Origin of the sequence: Vibrio sp. HENC-03 (assembly GCF_000305755.2) — a bacterium.
Lineage (GTDB): Bacteria > Pseudomonadota > Gammaproteobacteria > Enterobacterales > Vibrionaceae > Vibrio > Vibrio owensii.
The window spans coordinates 264,809-281,657 of record NZ_JH976064.1; the positions used below are offsets into that span (position 1 = coordinate 264,809).

13 protein-coding genes are annotated in these 16,849 nt (G+C 46.2%); 1 reads left to right on the top strand and 12 read right to left on the bottom strand.

Annotation, left to right across the window (positions count from 1 at the left end; all coding sequences use genetic code 11):
* Positions 1-58: 58 nt before the first annotated feature.
* The 7 genes from VCHENC03_RS21955 to VCHENC03_RS21925 form a co-directional block, all read right to left on the bottom strand.
* The gene (locus tag VCHENC03_RS21955; protein ID WP_009704641.1) at positions 59-2,401 is read right to left on the bottom strand and encodes a M4 family metallopeptidase; all 2,343 of its coding nucleotides are present in this window, start codon (positions 2,399-2,401) and stop codon (positions 59-61) included.
* Between the two features lie 832 nt (positions 2,402-3,233).
* Positions 3,234-3,965, bottom strand: a complete 732-nt coding sequence (locus tag VCHENC03_RS21950) for a DUF3726 domain-containing protein (protein WP_009704642.1) — start codon at positions 3,963-3,965, stop codon at positions 3,234-3,236.
* Entirely contained in the window at positions 3,962-5,701 is a 1,740-nt protein-coding gene (locus VCHENC03_RS21945) for a hypothetical protein (RefSeq protein ID WP_009704643.1), read from the bottom strand. The genes VCHENC03_RS21950 and VCHENC03_RS21945 overlap by 4 nt, the downstream gene beginning before the upstream one ends.
* 112 nt (positions 5,702-5,813) lie before the next feature.
* Complete coding sequence (locus tag VCHENC03_RS21940) at positions 5,814-7,382, bottom strand: BCCT family transporter (protein ID WP_370445504.1); 1,569 nt, start codon at positions 7,380-7,382, stop codon at positions 5,814-5,816.
* Positions 7,383-7,532: 150 nt separating this feature from the next.
* A complete protein-coding gene (locus VCHENC03_RS21935) occupies positions 7,533-8,519 on the bottom strand; it encodes a membrane dipeptidase (protein WP_009704644.1) in 987 nt (328 codons plus the stop codon).
* 67 nt (positions 8,520-8,586) lie between these two features.
* Positions 8,587-10,047: an aldehyde dehydrogenase family protein gene (locus tag VCHENC03_RS21930; protein ID WP_009704645.1), complete on the bottom strand. Its 1,461-nt coding sequence runs from the start codon at positions 10,045-10,047 to the stop codon at positions 8,587-8,589.
* Between the two features lie 94 nt (positions 10,048-10,141).
* Complete coding sequence (locus VCHENC03_RS21925; RefSeq protein ID WP_009704646.1) at positions 10,142-10,540, bottom strand: RidA family protein; 399 nt, start codon at positions 10,538-10,540, stop codon at positions 10,142-10,144.
* Positions 10,541-10,695: 155 nt separating this feature from the next.
* Here VCHENC03_RS21925 and VCHENC03_RS21920 point away from each other — a divergent pair, with 155 nt between their 5' ends.
* Positions 10,696-11,592: a LysR family transcriptional regulator gene (locus tag VCHENC03_RS21920; RefSeq protein WP_009704647.1), complete on the top strand. Its 897-nt coding sequence runs from the start codon at positions 10,696-10,698 to the stop codon at positions 11,590-11,592.
* Positions 11,593-11,668: 76 nt separating this feature from the next.
* Here VCHENC03_RS21920 and VCHENC03_RS21915 read toward each other — a convergent pair whose 3' ends face one another.
* The 5 genes from VCHENC03_RS21915 to cyoB all read right to left on the bottom strand — a co-directional run bounded on the left by VCHENC03_RS21915 (position 11,669) and on the right by cyoB (position 16,845).
* Positions 11,669-12,763, bottom strand: coding sequence for an NADH:flavin oxidoreductase (locus VCHENC03_RS21915; RefSeq protein ID WP_009704648.1), 1,095 nt, complete (start codon positions 12,761-12,763; stop codon positions 11,669-11,671).
* A 264-nt stretch (positions 12,764-13,027) separates the two neighbouring features.
* On the bottom strand, positions 13,028-13,900 hold the full coding sequence (gene cyoE, locus VCHENC03_RS21910) for a heme o synthase (protein WP_009704649.1): 873 nt from the start codon (positions 13,898-13,900) through the stop codon (positions 13,028-13,030).
* 8 nt (positions 13,901-13,908) lie between these two features.
* Positions 13,909-14,220: a cytochrome o ubiquinol oxidase subunit IV gene (gene cyoD, locus VCHENC03_RS21905; protein ID WP_009704650.1), complete on the bottom strand. Its 312-nt coding sequence runs from the start codon at positions 14,218-14,220 to the stop codon at positions 13,909-13,911.
* Positions 14,220-14,819 (bottom strand): cytochrome o ubiquinol oxidase subunit III, encoded by a 600-nt coding sequence (gene cyoC / locus VCHENC03_RS21900; RefSeq protein ID WP_005451611.1) that lies wholly within the window; start codon positions 14,817-14,819, stop codon positions 14,220-14,222. The genes cyoD and cyoC overlap by 1 nt, the downstream gene beginning before the upstream one ends.
* The gene (cyoB, locus tag VCHENC03_RS21895) at positions 14,809-16,845 is read right to left on the bottom strand and encodes a cytochrome o ubiquinol oxidase subunit I (RefSeq protein ID WP_009704651.1); all 2,037 of its coding nucleotides are present in this window, start codon (positions 16,843-16,845) and stop codon (positions 14,809-14,811) included. Before cyoB ends, cyoC begins: the two co-directional genes overlap by 11 nt.
* Positions 16,846-16,849 lie beyond the last annotated feature (4 nt).

The following is a 16,849-nucleotide window of genomic DNA, read 5'->3' on the forward strand; positions in this document are numbered from 1 at the left end:
TTTACTAACCTTACTGACGAAAAAAGGGCTCCGTCTGGAGCCCTTTGCTATTGTGTTGCTATTTGTTTGGTTTGATGAATCGGTAACGCTTGGTTTCAGAACATACGTTGCCCGAAGTACACACTTGGTACTCCACGTCGATAGTGCCATTGTGCTCAAATTGGTCGACGTAAGACTTAAAGTCTGTTGCACCAACGTTCTTACCGTTACGTTTAACAATGAAGTAATCGTTGGTGTCGTACTTCCAAGACAACTTCACGCGAGCCTTACCATTCGGGAACTTGTTACCGAAGTTGAGTTTCAGCGGGAACGCATCTGTTTGGCCTTCTTCAATCGTCACCGTTTGTGTGGTTGATGTGGCACTGCCTGCATCGTCCGTTACGGTTAACGTCACCGCATAATCACCTGCTGCGGCATAAGTGTGCGTCACCATTTCGCCAGTTTGCGAACTGCCGTCACCTAGGTTCCATTGGTAAGAAACAATGCTGCCGTCACTATCGCTACTGGTGCTGCGAAGTGTCACTGTTTTACCAGAGATAGACTGATCAAACGCCGCTACTGGAGGAAGGTTTGTACTGCTATCGTCGTACGTTGCCGTTAGTTCCGCACTGTCATACTCAGCGTAACCAAATACGTTCACCGTGTAGCGGCCTTGCTCTGGGTTTTCAATCACACACACTTCATCGCTAACGGACAAGCTAGAACAAATATTTTCAGTTGAAGAAGGCGCGTAATCGAAGCCTACGTAAATATCTGGATCACCATTTGGCACGGTAAGATTGATTGTAAGCTGCGGTTGACCTTCTGGGACTTCAATATCAAAATAGGTTTTCGACCCTGTTGCGCCACTTACGGTGACTGATTGGCCGTTTTCAAGACGCTGATATTCTGGCTCTGGCGGCAGCGGTGGCTCTGCACATGGCTCAACACCGACAACAGCAAATGCATCCACAACCGCAGATGCATCATACCCTAGGTCGTTTGCTGCGTTCTTCACACCACATGCGCCTTGCCAAAAATCACTGTCTTGTGACCAGTAAATTTGGTTCGCGAGCACAAACAGTTCAAACGCTTTTTTGGTATCCCAACCGGATGTCGTTGCTAAGTGATAGAAAGCTTTGTTGAAAACACCCGAGCTGTAATGCACATTCAAGCCATCATAGTAGTCTTGCGCATGGTTGATAGACGAACCATCTCGTGAAGGATCATCCATGTAACGCAATGCCCCTTCCTCTTTGAAGATGTCCTTGCCAACCATCCAGTCATTCTCACCTTTCATGTAGAACTCTGCGGCTTCACCTGCAATATCCGAGAAAGCTTCGTTCATACCACCAGATTGGTTTGCATACACTAGCCCCGAGTTTTGCTCAGTAAAGCCGTGGCTCACTTCGTGGGCTGAAACATCCAGACTGACCAATGGGTAGAAATAACTCTCACCGTCACCAAACGTCATCGCTTGGCCGTCCCAGAAGGCGTTTTCATAACCCGTGCCGTAGTGAACACGCATCATTAACTTGAAAGTAAGTGGCGCAGTATCGAACCAGTTTTTGTACATGTCGAATACGATATTGCCAAAGTAATGAGCATCGTTCAGTGGAGAGTAAGCGCCGTTAATTTCTTGAAATTCATTACGAGGGCACTCATAACTGTATGGTGTAGAACCTTCAGTGGCACCATTTAGGTTAACCGTGATGACGTTCTCCGACTCCATCACACAATCGTTGCCATCTTCTTGTACATCGAGATAGTGGTAGTCGGTGCCGTATTCATACATGCCTGTTTTTTCGTTACCACCAGGGCCGGTACCGATTTGCGCATGAGCAATCCCTTCCCAACGATCGATAACTTCACCACTGTGCGCATCTAACATGGTAAATGGGCGAGAAGGTTGAAGACTGTTTGCTAGCAGATAAGAAACCACGTAAACCAATCGTGTTTGTTTGCCATCTTGATAAATGAATAACTCATCTTCGACATTTCTTAGAAACTTGCCTGCGATGCCTTTATTCTCGAGGTTCTTTGACGCAACCTTTAACGCTTCTGCTCGGTTCAGCTTAGGCTTTACAAAGCTTCGATCTAAGTCATTTACACGCAAATAATTGCCTTGCACGGCTTTTAAAGCGCCGCCTTTAAAGCTTTGGGTCGCGTTTAGCGAATGTCCCCAAACAGGAATACCCCAGACATTTTGCTGAATCTTTACTTTATAAACACCGCGCTTTTTAAGGTGAATGCTCTTAACCTGTTTAAAGCTCGATGCATTATTAACACCCAATTGTGAATTAAGCCCAGAGAAGTTGGTAAAGTTGACTGGCTTATTCAATGTGACTGATTCACCGGCATGAACTGACATCGTCATGACACCTGCAACAGCGATAGCTATCAGACGTTTTTTGATTTTCATTTATCTATCTCCTTGATGTGTTCGCGTCGAATCTATCAGAAAAAAACACACCGGAGTCGATAATTAAGACCAATAAAATAGTTGTGGTACATCAATTAAATAAATTCATGAAACTGGTAAAAATAAAAATTACAAATTTATTTTAATGGCTTTTTTTAGGAAAGAAGATCTCATTTATAAAATCAAGAAATACTATTTTTATCACTAGATATTTTTGTTTAAAAATATTGTTTATTTTATCTAATTATAAATACATCATACTACTACGACTAAATGATTAGATGAATGTGATGAGAAGCAACCCTAAGCCGGAGTAGGAACTTAGCATAATTAACTTCATGATTTCAAATATAACAATCAAAATCCAAATATTGCACTTGAATTTAGAATGAATGCCATCCCAATTGAATGATCGCCTATAAAACAAGAGCTTTAACAGCACTGGAGCCTATTTAATTCAAAGGACTAAGTAATACTATAGTTTATACCAACCACCTAATTCCACATTTAAATAAAGGGTATTTTCCAAAAACAATAACACATAGAATATAAAGGCATTAATTATGAATAGATAAATTACAAATGAGATGATAATAAACAACGTTTTAAACAATAGGTAATAGAATAAATTTGGTGAGACCAATAATAACAAAGCTCATATTTATTAATTAAAACAAAAACAAACAAATCCAATGTAATAATAATGACTCAAAAACGTTATATTTAATATTATAAACGAGGTGAGAGACACATAAACCATAGAGCAAGGTTAGGAAAATAAAAAAGGCTACCCTTGGGCAGCCTCACACTTTTATTCGTTAATGTATCAATATCAGGCTAATTCGCCCGCGCCTTGTACCGAGCGTTCACTGTTCTCAACAAGGAAGACTGTGGCAGTTTGTTTAAGAGCTTCCCATTCTGCGTCTTCAACAAAGATACCCTCTTCCCACGACGTTTTCTGTGCACGATTCAGTTCATCTCCATCAATATGAATTGCGTAACCTTGTGAACTTGCTTCGATATCAAAATCCGTTACGGCAAGCTCTATCGTCATACTGTGATAATCGGTACTGTTGTCTTCAATCTGATCAGAAAAGAATACCTCTGGTGCAATCCGCCCACGGTTTAACACATACAAGGTTCGCTTTGGGCTAGTGCCATTAACCCACTGAGCACGGCACGCAATGCCTTTGGCAGATAGCCTAACTAGCTCACTAAACGCTAACCAACGATTGTGGCATTGTTTGAGTGTGATGGTGACGCTCTTGCTGTTGACCATTTTCTCAAGCGCAAAATCCAACACCGCCGGTAAATGACAGGCGATACTGCCATTGTGTAACTCGACTTCGATATGAGAGTCGGTGTTACTCGTAATAGTGACCGCGCAATCTGAATCTAAGTTGAGAAACAGGCTGGCGTTGTTGAAGTGACGCACCCCGTGCAAACCCACCATTTGCAGATCCGCAACCATATTGGCAATCACATCGGCTTCACCGCAATGACGGCGCATACCAAGAAAAGCTTTGTTTACTGCTGCTACCAGCTCGTTATGCGAAACGATCATAATGCAAAACCTCCAGTGATTTTTTGATTGTCGCTTTGCGCGATTTCTTCACGCTCTGGCATGGTTGGGAAAATCCACGTATCGCTGAAACGCGGGTCCTGAATCTCATCAAGCAATGGTGCGCCTTGGAAAAAGGTCACGCGCACCCATCGGTCTGAACGCGGATCAAACTTAGTCGCACCAAAGATTGCTAACTTACAGCGTAGTAGATGCATCGGTAGTGCGTCTTCACGTAGTACATTCATCTGGATATCGCCCATTTCTCGATTGCCGAGCGTCCATACACGACGAGTGATTGCACGATACTGCGGATGCTGCAGTAAGAACTCCGCCAACGATGTTTCTGGCTGGCACGTTTGCAGCGCATGGTAGAGGCGGTTTACTTGTCGCCCTATATCGAGTGGCAACTCACGTTCTTCACCGATTTCTTCCCCACGAATGCCTAGTCTCGGTTCTTCTTTGTCTTGTGAGCGATACCAGAACCAATAATTGTTCTCTGGTAACGTGTAGTCGGCATCGATTGACCAACGGTATTTGCTCTCTAGTATTTGCAAAACATCTTGAACGCTTTTACCACCAGGAATAGAGAGTGACTCATCGGTGTTCATTTGGTTTTCAAATTCATCAACCAAAGACGGGTAAAGCTCGATCAAACATGAAGTTAGGATTTCTTGGGCTTCCAAACTCATGGTTGTGGTTTGTTTGATCAAGCTTGCCCAATTCGAGTGCTCTGCCATCAAAGCATTTAAGTTAATTTGTAGCGCTTGGAGATCCGCAATCGCTTGATGATTAAGCTGATCTTGATGTTCATTGATTGTTATCACTTGCTCTAAGTGTCGCTGTGCTTTTTTAAGCAGGGCTTTTAACGGCAGCTCTAACTCGGTAGATTCACATGGCATGGCAAGCACATTGGCAATAGCACGCTCACGTGATGTCATCCATTGGTCGACAATACATGGATGGTTGATTAAATATGGCGCCATACCCAAACCAGTTGCATTCCCCACACCAAGATAGTGCTGCAGGCCTTTGTGAAGTGCAACTGCATTATCTCCGCCTTTTTTCGCAGCAAGGTAATGAACCCAATCTAAACTGAATTCACGCAGCATATAAACGGCACACATTTGTGCACTGAACGATTGGTTGAAATCAGGGTTGTTCTCCAGCAGTTTAAAATCGGCAATACCAAATTTACCGTTACCATAAACGGCGGTGGTTCTTAGGATGTAACCCACTTCTGCTAGTTCCGAAGGCTCTGGCTGCTCACCTTTAGAAAGCGCATTCACAATGTGTTCAAACACACGAACACTCTTATTCGCACGAGCAAGAACAAGCACGTTGTTTGGATTGCGCCCCGCTTCTTGCAAAGGCACATTGGCTCGAAGTTGCTCTAACAACTCAACATTAACTTCACCTTTGACCAGCGCAAAGGTTACGTCCCATTTTTCAGCAATGACTCGGTCGTTACGCTCTTCATCAGCAATTTCATCGCAAAACACAACCAAGTGATAAATATGTTCCGGCGTCGCTAATTTGTAAATTACATGACCAAAACCGCGTGGACACAATTGCCACTCATGCTTGCTCACTCGCCATTCCTGACTCGCCATTTTTCGGATCAAACTTCGCACAAAGCTGATTCGATTTTGGTGCATAGCCCCTAGCCTGTCTGGCGCCATCACAATTGCAGCGTTGCGAAGTGTTGTTTCAGTGTAAGTAGAACGATGTGCATCCATTTTGCTCACCACCTATTTTTTATTGTAAGAATAAGGGCTTGTGCGGGTGTGGGGAGGATTCACCCACACAAGCGCCACGTTATTGGGTTTGATCTTTTTGTTATAACCGTTGTTATAGCCCTTGCTCTTTCGCCATCTTCATAGCGATCTGCGGTGCATTCCAAAGTGACGGTAACAGAATTAATGACACTGGAACGGCTGTAATCACGATGAAGGATTGCAGGGCTGATATACCACCAGAGCCAAGTGAGATGAGAATCAACGCCGTGATACCCATAGCCACTCCCCAGAAAGTACGAATAATCGCATTTGGTTCTGTCTCACCACTGATCACAACACTGATGGTGTACGTCATTGAGTCACCGGTAGTGACGATGAAGATCGTGGTCAAAATCAAGAACAAGATTGAAACAAGTAGCGGCATTGGCAGTTGTTGAGTCACTGCGAGTAACGCGCCCGGTAAATTGAAGCCTTCAAATGCTGCACTCACACTGCCTGGGTTCGCAATTTCAAACGCTAAGCCAGAACCACCAACAATGGTGAACCAAAAACATGTAGTAAGCGGAGCAACAATGCTGATCGTCGAGATAATTTGACGAATACTGCGACCACGAGAGATACGTGCAATGAAGATTGCCATCATCGGTCCGTAGCCCAAGAACCAGCCCCAGAAGAATACTGTCCACCAGCTCAACCAACCTTCATCACCACGGTAAGTTGCCATTGGGATAAAGTTATCCAGCATGGTACCCACGCCTTGAATATAACCATTGAAGATAAAATCTGTTGGACCAAATAGAAGGATATAAACCATCAACACTAACGCGAGAATCACGTTGTAGCGGCTCAGCATTTGCATGCCGCGGTTTAAGCCACTTAAAGCTGATACGGTGTACAACACAATCGCAAATAAGATGATGATCAACTGTGTGGTAAAGCCATCAGGGATATCAAACAATGCATTTAACGCGTAGCTAACCTGTAAACCTAAGAACCCAATCGGTCCAATGGTTCCAGCCGCTACGGCGATGATGCAACATGCGTCAATCAGCGCACCCGTTTGACCTTTTAGCGCTCGCTCACCCAGCACTGGATAAAGCAAGATGCGAGGTTTTAACGGCAGTCCTTTATCGTAGTGTAAATGCATGACCACGATAGACGTTAAGCTGCCAACAATAGCCCACGCGAGAAAACCCCAGTGCATAAACGACTGTGACAACGCATTAATGGCACCTTGCTGAGGATTGTCTTGCGGACCATACAAAGGTGGAGGACTCACGTAGTGCGCGATAGGCTCTGCCGCCGCCCAAAATACGCCGCCGCCAGCTAAAAGCGTACAGAAGATGATTGCCATCCAACGAAAACCATCCATTTCAGGCTTCGTTGTTCCGCCTAAAATCACCTTGCCTGTTCGCCCTGCAGCCAAGCCAAGACCAATAAGAAAAGTGAGAAGAAGCAGTATCTGCCAGTACGGGCCGAAGACTTTTACTGACCACGCAAATCCCGTATTAACTAACGTTGATAGCAACTCTCCATCGTAAAGCGCGATAGCGACGAACAAGGCAATAAAGCCACCGCTATACCAAAGTGCCGGGTTACTTAACCCTAACTTATCCGGTGAATTTTCCGTTGCTGAAGTGTCGTTGTGTTTTGCTTGTTGCTTCTTTGATGACACGCTCATCGTTGAAGCTTTCATGCTATTGGTTAGATCAGACATACTCTGACTCCAGAGGTTTATTGCAGCTGCCATAACGGCTACAAAAAGTGACTTTAACACTCGCCTTGTTATTATTTTTTGAGCGAGCTATTCCATGTTTATTTGGGTTACGACCTAGCTCGCCTCCAGCCCTTCTTCAAGGAAGTTAAACCAGTTCTCACCCAGGATTTTTCCTGCCTCGGATTCACTGAATCCATGACGCATTAAGCCGTTGTAAATGTTCTCCATCCCTTTACTGCCACTAAACCAAGGCAAAGCATCAGGCCACCCCGCATTGCTAGCGGAGCCTTCACCATAGTCCATTGCTTTGGACCAACGACCGTTGCGCATCCACTCAAGCACTTGCTGTGGTTGGTTTAAACAAAGATCACTGCCGATGCCTAAGTGATCCACACCGAACTGATCGGCAGTTTTCGCGACCATTTGGCAGAAATCTTCTAGCGTGCATTGGCTTCCGTTTGGAAGATGGAATGGGTAAAGACTAAAGCCAATCAAGCCGCCACGTTCGGTGAGCGCTTTAATGACCTTGTTCGATTTGTTGCGCAGAGCATCATGAGCAAACGTTGGGTTCGCGTGACTAATACAAATGGGACGTGAAGAAAGGTCAATCGCTTCCAACGTTGAGCGCTCTGCACTGTGGGACATATCGATGATCATCCCGACACGGTTCATCTCTTCGATGGCTTGTTTACCAAAACGCGTGACACCAGAGTCGTTCTGCTCATAGCATCCTGTCGCCAGCAAGCTTTGGTTGTTATAGGTCAACTGCATAATCAGCAAACCTTGACGGCGCATGACTTCTATTAAGCCGATTTCATCGTCAATTGGAGAGCAATTCTGCGCACCAAAAAAGACGCCAACCTTACCCTCTGCTTTTGCTTTCTCGACGTCAGTCATCGAGTAAATAGGCATAATAAGGTCTGCATTTTGTTCAAATCTCAGGTTCCATTCGGCAAAGCGAGTTAAGGTCTCGCGTGCATTCTCATGATAAACAATCGTCGCATGCACAGCCGTAATACCGCTCGCCTTCAGCGTTTGGAAGTATTCTCGATCCCAATTGCAGTACTGCAATCCATCAATCACAATCCGTTGTTGGAACATAACCACTCCTTAAACGTTAATGAGCCTTTAAGGTTGGGCAGCGGAATGCTCGGCTGCCCTATTTCACTTAGTAAGGACGTTGATAAGCGGTTTTCACCACGGTGTAGAATTCTTTTGCGTATTGACCTTGCTCGCGTGGACCAAAGCTCGACTCTTTACGACCACCAAACGGCACGTGATAATCCGTTCCTGCGGTTGGTAGGTTGACCATGACACAACCAGTTTGAGCTTGTTGTTTGAAGATGGCGCTATTACGGAGGCTTTGCGTGATGATGCCGCCCGTCAACCCAAAGCGAGTATCGTTTGCTACAGCAATGGCTTCGTCCAAGTCAGAAACTCGAATCACGCTTGCCATTGGCGCAAACACTTCTTCTTGGTTCACTTCCCAACTGTTTTGCGTATTGAGGAAAAGGGTTGGTGACATGTAGAAACCGTCATGTTCTAAGTTCAAACGCTCGCCACCGAACGCTAACTCCGCACCACTTTGACGTGCTTTCTCGATCCATTCGAAGTTGGCATTCAATTGGTTTCCATCCACAACGGGTCCCATGAAAACGCCTTCTTCTAATGCGTGGCCGACTTTAAGCTCGCTCATACGTTTGATCAGTGCTTCAACGTAGGCATCGTGAATACCATCCATGACGACAAGGCGAGAAGACGCGGTACACTTCTGACCTGCTCCAGAGAAAGAGCCTGCTATGGTTGCTTCAACTGCGATTTGAATGTCTGCATCATCGGCAACCACAAGTGCGTTCTTACTGCCCATCTCTAACTGGCAGCGCACAAAATTCGGTGCCGTTGCTGCCGCTACTTTGCGTCCGGTATCAACAGAGCCAGTAAAGCTCACACCATTTACGTCTTTCGAGTTGATAAGCGTGTTACCCACTTGCGAACCACTGCCCAACACAAGGTTGAACGTGCCTGCTGGTAATCCTTGACGATGAATAATCTCAGTCAGTGCAACCGCACTAGCAGGTGTTAGGTTAGCGGGCTTCCATACTACGCTGTTGCCGAACGCAAGCGCTGGCGCGATTTTCCATGCAGCCGTAGCGGTTGGGAAGTTCCAAGGGGAAATGATGGCGATAACGCCAACAGCTTCACGAGTGACCTCAACGGAAACGCCTGGACGGACAGAAGCTGCGTTATCGCCAATTTGACGCAGCACTTCCGCCGCGAAATATTGGAAGAATTGACCGGCGCGGTAGATTTCACCGCGGCCTTCAGCAAAAGGTTTTCCCTCTTCACGTGAAAGCAGCGTGCCAAGCTCATCACAACGAGCAATCAACTCATCACCAATCGCCTGCAAAACCGCTTGTTTGCGCTCAATCGGCGTTTTTTCCCACTCTGGCTGCGCAACTTTGGCGGCTTGAATGGCTTGCTCTACTTGACCTTCACTCGCCTGAGCAAAATCGCCTAAGTTCTCACTGATGTCTGAAGGGTTAATGTTCGCAACCGTATTAATGCCAGATTGCCATTCGCCTGCAATGTAGAGAGATTTCTCTGCTTGAACATTATTAATAAAAGTCATTGCTCTGTCCTTATTCTTCCTGACGTCTGGTGATCGCCACCAGCTCACTGATCTCACTGACAAAGCCCAGTAATGAGGCTTTGATTATTATTCTTTACTCTGGCTGACTCGCTGATGCGTAAACCACAAACTCCACCAGCATCTCTTCACGAGCTAGTCCCGCCACGACCATAGCGGCGCGATTAGGGTAAGGCGCTTCAAAATACTCAGCGTAGACTTGGTTAACCGTTTTTAAGTACTCACGATCCGTCACATAAATCAGCACCTGCAGAACAGAATCTAAAGACTCCCCTGCACACTCCAACGTGTGAACGAGATTATTAAAGGTTTGACGAGTCTGGGCTTCGATACCGCCTTCCACGACAGCACCTGTATCATCAATCGGGATTTGCGCGGTGTATAACGTGCCATTGTTAACAATTGCCCATTCCAGCGGCGCTTTAGAGGCAAACAATGCGGTTTTGACTGGGTATTTTTTCGTAGAAGTATTCACGTGCCTTTCAACCTTTGTAACAACCTTGTTTCAAGATGGTTAAATACTGCACATTGACAGGCGATAAATCGAACGGTAAATTTTTTACATTTGATAAGAAAAATCTATCACCTTATTAAAACTAAGGTAAATAAAGGGATTGCAGAGGTTTCGCCATGAGTATCAAGCTTCAACAATTAAAGCATTTTGTGATGGTGGTCGAGGAAGGTGGTTTTAGAGCAGCGTCACATCGAGCGAATCGTTCTCAGGCTGCGCTGTCAACGTCAATCAAAGAACTGGAAAAAATACTCGGTCAAACCCTATTTGAGCCGGGCAATAAATCCAAACTCACTCCATTCGGTGAGATCTGCCTGCCTAAGATCATTCAGTTTCTCAACATCTATAACGCCCTTGATAACGATCTAAAAGCCGCCGCCGCAGGACAACAAGGTCGAGTGCGCATCGCCAGTGTCCCTTCTGTTGCAGCCAAGTTGATTCCTAGTGTGCTCGGCGCATTCTGCGAACAGCACCCGAACGTAGAAGTCAGTTTGATTGATGATAACGCCGCTGGGGTTGAAGCGCGTTTGTTATCAGGCGAAGTCGATTTAGCGCTGGGTAACCCATCACATTTAGACGAAGGCGGTATCGAGTTTACCCCGTTAATCTCTGACCCCATTGGCGTGGTGTGTTTGAAGGATAACCCTATTGCTCAGCATCCAGAAGGAATCGAGTGGCAAACGCTGTTGGAACAACCTTTTATTCGAAACGGAACTTGCACCCTACTCGATCCCACTCCTGCACGCGCGTTGAGTGAACAAGCTTTGTATTCTGTTGAAAACATCACGTCTTTGTTCTCCGTACTTGAGCTCGGTATTGGTGTCACCACCTTGCCAAAACTAGCGTTCCCGACCAACGAAACTCGGCTGGTTTGGATTCCGCTAATCGATCCACCTTTGGAAAGACAGGTAGGTATCTTTACCCTGACGGATAGAACCATTTCCCCTCAGGCAAAAGCGTTTCATGATTTGTGCATTCACTACTTGAACTACCAAGAAGAAGTAGAAACAGCATAAGCATAACTCACAACTAAAAAAGCCCCTGACACGTTAAACATCAGGGGCTTTTTAAAATTTCATGCATCAGAACACGTTACTTTCTGCGCTTGTAAACCACGCAGAAGTTGCCGCGCTTGGTGCGACACTTAGAGCAACGTTCGCAGTCCACTTCGGCGCGGTTACCGTCTTTCCAGCGCTTGATCAATTGTGGCTCTGCCAATAACGGACGAGAAAGCGCGAAGAATTGAATCTTGGTGTTTTCAGCCAAGTCTTCAATCGCACAGAAGTCGTTTAAGCCACCTACGGTAATTACCGGTACGTTCACATCTTGGCTGATCACTTGACCGTATTCATGGAAGTAGCCTTCTTCTTGTAGCGTGTAACCATCGAACGATTCACCTACCATGGTGCTTGCGTTCCCATGAATGTTACCCGATACAATGATCGCATCCACGCCCACTTCTTCTAGCTTCTTACAAACAATGCGCGTTTCATCGAACGTCAAACCGCCATCGAAGAATTCCGTTGCTGTCAGTTTCACCAGAATTGGGAAATCATCACCAACTAGCTTGCGTGTTTCGGCATAGATATCCATAAGGAAACGCATGCGGTTCTCAAGGCTGCCGCCGTATTGGTCTTCGCGACGATTGTAGTATGGGCTTAAGAACTGGTTGATCAAGTACGTGTGCGCCGCGTGGATTTCTACACCATCAAAGCCAGAATCTTGCGCACGCTTGCTCGCTAGCGCAAATGCTTTAACGATGTAGTCGATCTCATCTTGAGTCATCGCTTTGCCTTCCGTTTTGGTGCCGCGCTCTGGCACTTCACTTGGAGCAAAAATCACACGCTCACCAACGTTGAAGGTCGTTTTTGTGCCGCCGTAAGCGATCTGCATAACGATCTTAGCGTCGTGCTCATGGACAAGGTCAGTCAGCTTTTTGTATTCATCGATGAAAGAGTCGTTGTAGATCCCCATCATGCCTGCGTTCGGCTTCTCTTCTTCTACGATGTTCGCATATCCAGTAACGATCAGACCCACTTCACCTTTGGCAAGTTCTTCATAAATGTCGTACAGCTTCTCGGTCATGTGACCGTCTTCTGTCGCCATATTTTCCCACGTTGCACTACGTACAAAGCGGTTCTTTAGTGTCATGTTGCCAATACGGGCTTCTGAAAACAAAATGCTCAAGTCCAGTCCTCTTATAATCTGTCTTTTTAGATACATCACTACCGAGCAGGAACGAAAAAGGAACAGCGATACACAAAGCATGGCTGTTCCTTCTCTGAATTTCTGTTCAGTGCGATGAGCGACGCGAACCTTACCGCCGAAACTGCGGCAAAACTTTAATCTGGATTAAGGTTTGGTGAGATAGATCACCGATTCCGCATTCATTGGTTTTGTTCTCATCACTACTACTGATGTCATCAATCGTTAACTCAGATTTACTTTCCTTTAATGAATAAACGGCAATGGAATTAACTCTAAACCAAGCACGCCGCTGATGCTCATTACGACCAATAACGACACCTTAAACACCGCTTTGGACCATTGGATGTAGTTGTTGTAATTCACTTTTTGGAATGTCACCCGCGTCCACATAAAGCACACTGCTGCCGAGACTGCTAAATACTCGTAACCCGCTTCACCCAGCATAAACAACCCAATAGCAACCGCACTAAAAGCCACCACGTACGCCTTCATATGTTGATGGGCTTTGGTAATGCCCTCTTTAACGGGAAGAACAGGAATGCCTGCATCGCGATAATCTTGCATGCGGAACATCGCAATCGCGTAAGAGTGTGGCATCTGCCAGAGACAAAACATAATGAAGAGTAAAATCGCTTCTAAGCTGATGTAGTTCGTCACCGCAAGGTAACCCACCAACGGAGGAACCGCGCCAGAAATGCTGCCGACTAAAGTGCCGTAGACCGAATTTCGCTTGTACCACATGGTGTAGAAGAAGACGTAAAACACGTAACCCAAGAGTACAACCACAGCCGAGAGCGGATTAACCAATTGGAACAATAACGCTGTGCCGTTAAGCAGCAATACCAAAGCGTAAACAAACGCCGCGTCGATGTTGATGTTTCCCATCACCAATTCACGGTTTTGCGTGCGCTTCATTTTTTGGTCGATATCGCGGTCGAAGATGTTGTTCACCACGCATCCTGATGCAATCACAAGCCCCACGCCAACTAACGTTGTTAGCAACAACAGAAAGTTAGCGGGTTCTGATTTTGCGGCGAGGAAGAACCCCGCCGCAACAGAAATCAGGTTGCCGAAAATGATGCCCGGTTTAGTAATAGACAAATAACTTTTCAGCATACCCCAGCCTACAACTTCATGTTGACGTTCATGTTGTAGATGATCCAGATCGATCCTGCGATCAGAATCAACACAACAATGGCGGTAAACATCAGTGACACCACGTTCCACTGACCTTCTGACGTTTTCACTTCCATGTGCAGGAAGTACTTAAAGTGCACGAAGATCTGCACAATCGCACAACCAAATAACACAGCATAAGTCGCGGTATCTGGCAGCACTTGCGCCCACACACAGTAGAAAGGAATCAGGGTCAGGATCAGAGACGCAATAAAGCCTTTTACGTAATCAGAGGCACCTGTATCTAGATGTTGTTCCATTACATAACCCCCAATAAGTAAACGATGGTGAATACACAAATCCAAACGATGTCTAGGAAGTGCCAGAACAAGCTCAAGCACTGGAATCGCATCGACATGTTATCGTTCAAACCCTTGGTAGAAAGTTGGTGGTAGCACACGGCTAGCCAGATCAAACCAAAGGTTACGTGCAGACCGTGCGTTCCAACCAAAGTGAAGAACGCAGATAGGAATGCACTTTCTTGTGGACCGTAGCCTTCAACAATCAGGTGATGGAACTCGTACACTTCCATCCCGATAAAGCCAGCACCAAGTAAGAAGGTCACTTTTAACCAACGCTTTAACCCTGCAACGTCTTTACGCTTCATCGCAATCATGCCGAAGCCAAACGTGATACTACTGAACAGCAGCAACATGGTTTCTACAAACACGAAAGGCAGTTCGAAAATGTCTTTACCGGTTGGACCCGCAATAGAGCCGCTTTCTAGTACTGCGTAAGTCGCGAACAAGGTCGCAAACAATACACAGTCACTCATTAGGTAAATCCAGAAACCAAACAGCTTAATGCCGGCAGAATCATGGTGATGATCGTGGTCGTGAACCGCAACATTAGCTTGCATAAGTCACCTCCAGATCGTCTTTCTTATCGTTGTCTTTCACTTCGTTTTTCTTCGCTTCTTCAAGTTGAGCTCGACGCTCCGCTTCAATCGCTTTGATTTCTTCTACTTCAACGTAGTAATCCACGTCGTCGTTGTAGCTGTGTTGGATACACGTAACGATGATGCCAACAAAGCTTGCTGCTGCTAGCCACCAGATGTACCAGATCATCGCAAAGCCAAATACCAATGCCCATGCAGAAACATAAATACCTGTTGGTGTGTTCTTTGGCATGTGAATGCGTTCGTATTCCACTTCTTTGGTTGGATCGAATTCGCCACTCTGCTTTTGGTACCAGAACGCGTCTAGGACATCACCTTTTGGTAGGTGCGCAAAGTTGTAGAACGGCGGTGGTGAAGACGTCGCCCACTCAAAGGTACGACCGCCCCATGGGTCACCCGTTAGGTCACGGTTTTGCTCGCGGTCACGAACACTCACGTAGATTTGGATAAACTGACAAGCCACGCCAAGCGCAATCACTGCCGTACCCGCCGCAGCAACTGCCAACAATGGGAAGTATTCTGGGTTAAGGTCTTGGCTTAGACGACGCGTCATGCCCATAAAGCCCAGTGCATAAAGCGGTAGGAACGCCATTAGGAAACCAACAATCCAGCAAATGAATGCACGTTTGCCCCATGTTTCGTTCATGGTGAAACCTGTCGCTTTCGGGAACCAGTAAGTGATTGCCGCGAAACAACCAAATACCACACCACCGATGATTACGTTATGGAAGTGCGCAATCAGGAACACAGAGTTATGCAGAACAAAGTCCGCGCCCGGTACTGCCATTAGTACGCCCGTCATACCACCCACAGAGAAGGTAATCAGGAAACCAACCGTCCACATCATCGGCGTGGTAAAGCGGATTCGCCCTTTGTACATGGTGAATAGCCAGTTGAAGATCTTCACCCCGGTCGGGATAGAGATGATCATGGTGGCGATGCCGAAGAATGCATTCACATTTGCACCTGAGCCCATGGTGAAGAAGTGATGCAGCCAAACGACGAACGCCAAAATCGTAATAACGATGGTCGCCCATACTAGAGAGGTGTAACCGAACAGCTTCTTGCGTGAGAACGTTGCGGTTACTTCAGAGAAGACACCAAAGATCGGCAAGATCAGGATGTACACTTCTGGGTGACCCCATGCCCAAATCAGGTTGACGTACATCATTACGTTGCCGCCAAGGTCATTGGTGAAGAAGTGCGTACCGATGTAGCGATCCAACGTTAGTAGCGCGATGGTTACGGTTAGGATTGGGAATGAAATGATGATTAGGATATTGGCACACAGGGAAGCCCACGTGAACACTGGCATCTTCATCATTGGCATAGACGGCGTACGCATGCGCAAAATAGTTGCAAAGAAGTTCACGCCGGTCAGCGTGGTGCCGACACCGGATATTTGCAGCGCCCATATCCAATAATCCACCCCAACTCCGGGGCTTGCCTCAATACCAGAAAGCGGCGGATACGCCAACCAACCAGTACGACCAAACTCACCCAAGCCAAGTGACATATTGGTGAGGATCACGCCCACAACAAACAGCCAGAAACTTAGGTTGTTTAGGTAAGGGAATGCCACATCACGCGCACCAATTTGCAGCGGTACGATGATGTTCATCAAACCAATCACCAACGGCATTGCCACGAAGAAAATCATGATTACGCCATGGGCAGTAAAGATTTGGTCGTAGTGATGTGGTGGCAAATAACCGCTCTCGCCTGCCGCAGAAAGCAGCTGTTGGCTGCGCATCATGACCGCATCAGCAAAGCCACGAATCAACATCACCATTGCCACGGCGATGTACATAAAGCCTAGTTTTTTGTGGTCTACCGAAGTAAACCATTCATTCCATAAGTATTGCCACTTACCCGCTTTGGTTATCGCCGCAACGACAGCCAAACCAACTATCGCGATCACCGCTAGAGTGACGACAATAATCGGCTCGTGATAAGGGATTGATTCAAGTGTTAATCTTCCAAACATTGCG

Excerpts from the sequence above, each read along its gene's own strand:
- VCHENC03_RS21955 (WP_009704641.1), bottom strand. The coding sequence starts at position 2,401 with ATGAAAATCAAAAAACGTCTGATAGCTATCGCTGTTGCAGGTGTCATG.
- VCHENC03_RS21950 (WP_009704642.1), bottom strand. The coding sequence starts at position 3,965 with ATGATCGTTTCGCATAACGAGCTGGTAGCAGCAGTAAACAAAGCTTTT.
- VCHENC03_RS21945 (WP_009704643.1), bottom strand. The coding sequence starts at position 5,701 with ATGGATGCACATCGTTCTACTTACACTGAAACAACACTTCGCAACGCT.
- VCHENC03_RS21940 (WP_370445504.1), bottom strand. The coding sequence starts at position 7,382 with ATGAGCGTGTCATCAAAGAAGCAACAAGCAAAACACAACGACACTTCA.
- VCHENC03_RS21935 (WP_009704644.1), bottom strand. The coding sequence starts at position 8,519 with ATGTTCCAACAACGGATTGTGATTGATGGATTGCAGTACTGCAATTGG.
- VCHENC03_RS21930 (WP_009704645.1), bottom strand. The coding sequence starts at position 10,047 with ATGACTTTTATTAATAATGTTCAAGCAGAGAAATCTCTCTACATTGCA.
- VCHENC03_RS21920 (WP_009704647.1), top strand. The coding sequence starts at position 10,696 with ATGAGTATCAAGCTTCAACAATTAAAGCATTTTGTGATGGTGGTCGAG.
- cyoE (WP_009704649.1), bottom strand. The coding sequence starts at position 13,900 with ATGCTGAAAAGTTATTTGTCTATTACTAAACCGGGCATCATTTTCGGC.
- cyoD (WP_009704650.1), bottom strand. The coding sequence starts at position 14,220 with ATGGAACAACATCTAGATACAGGTGCCTCTGATTACGTAAAAGGCTTT.
- cyoC (WP_005451611.1), bottom strand. The coding sequence starts at position 14,819 with ATGCAAGCTAATGTTGCGGTTCACGACCACGATCATCACCATGATTCT.
- cyoB (WP_009704651.1), bottom strand. The coding sequence starts at position 16,845 with ATGTTTGGAAGATTAACACTTGAATCAATCCCTTATCACGAGCCGATT.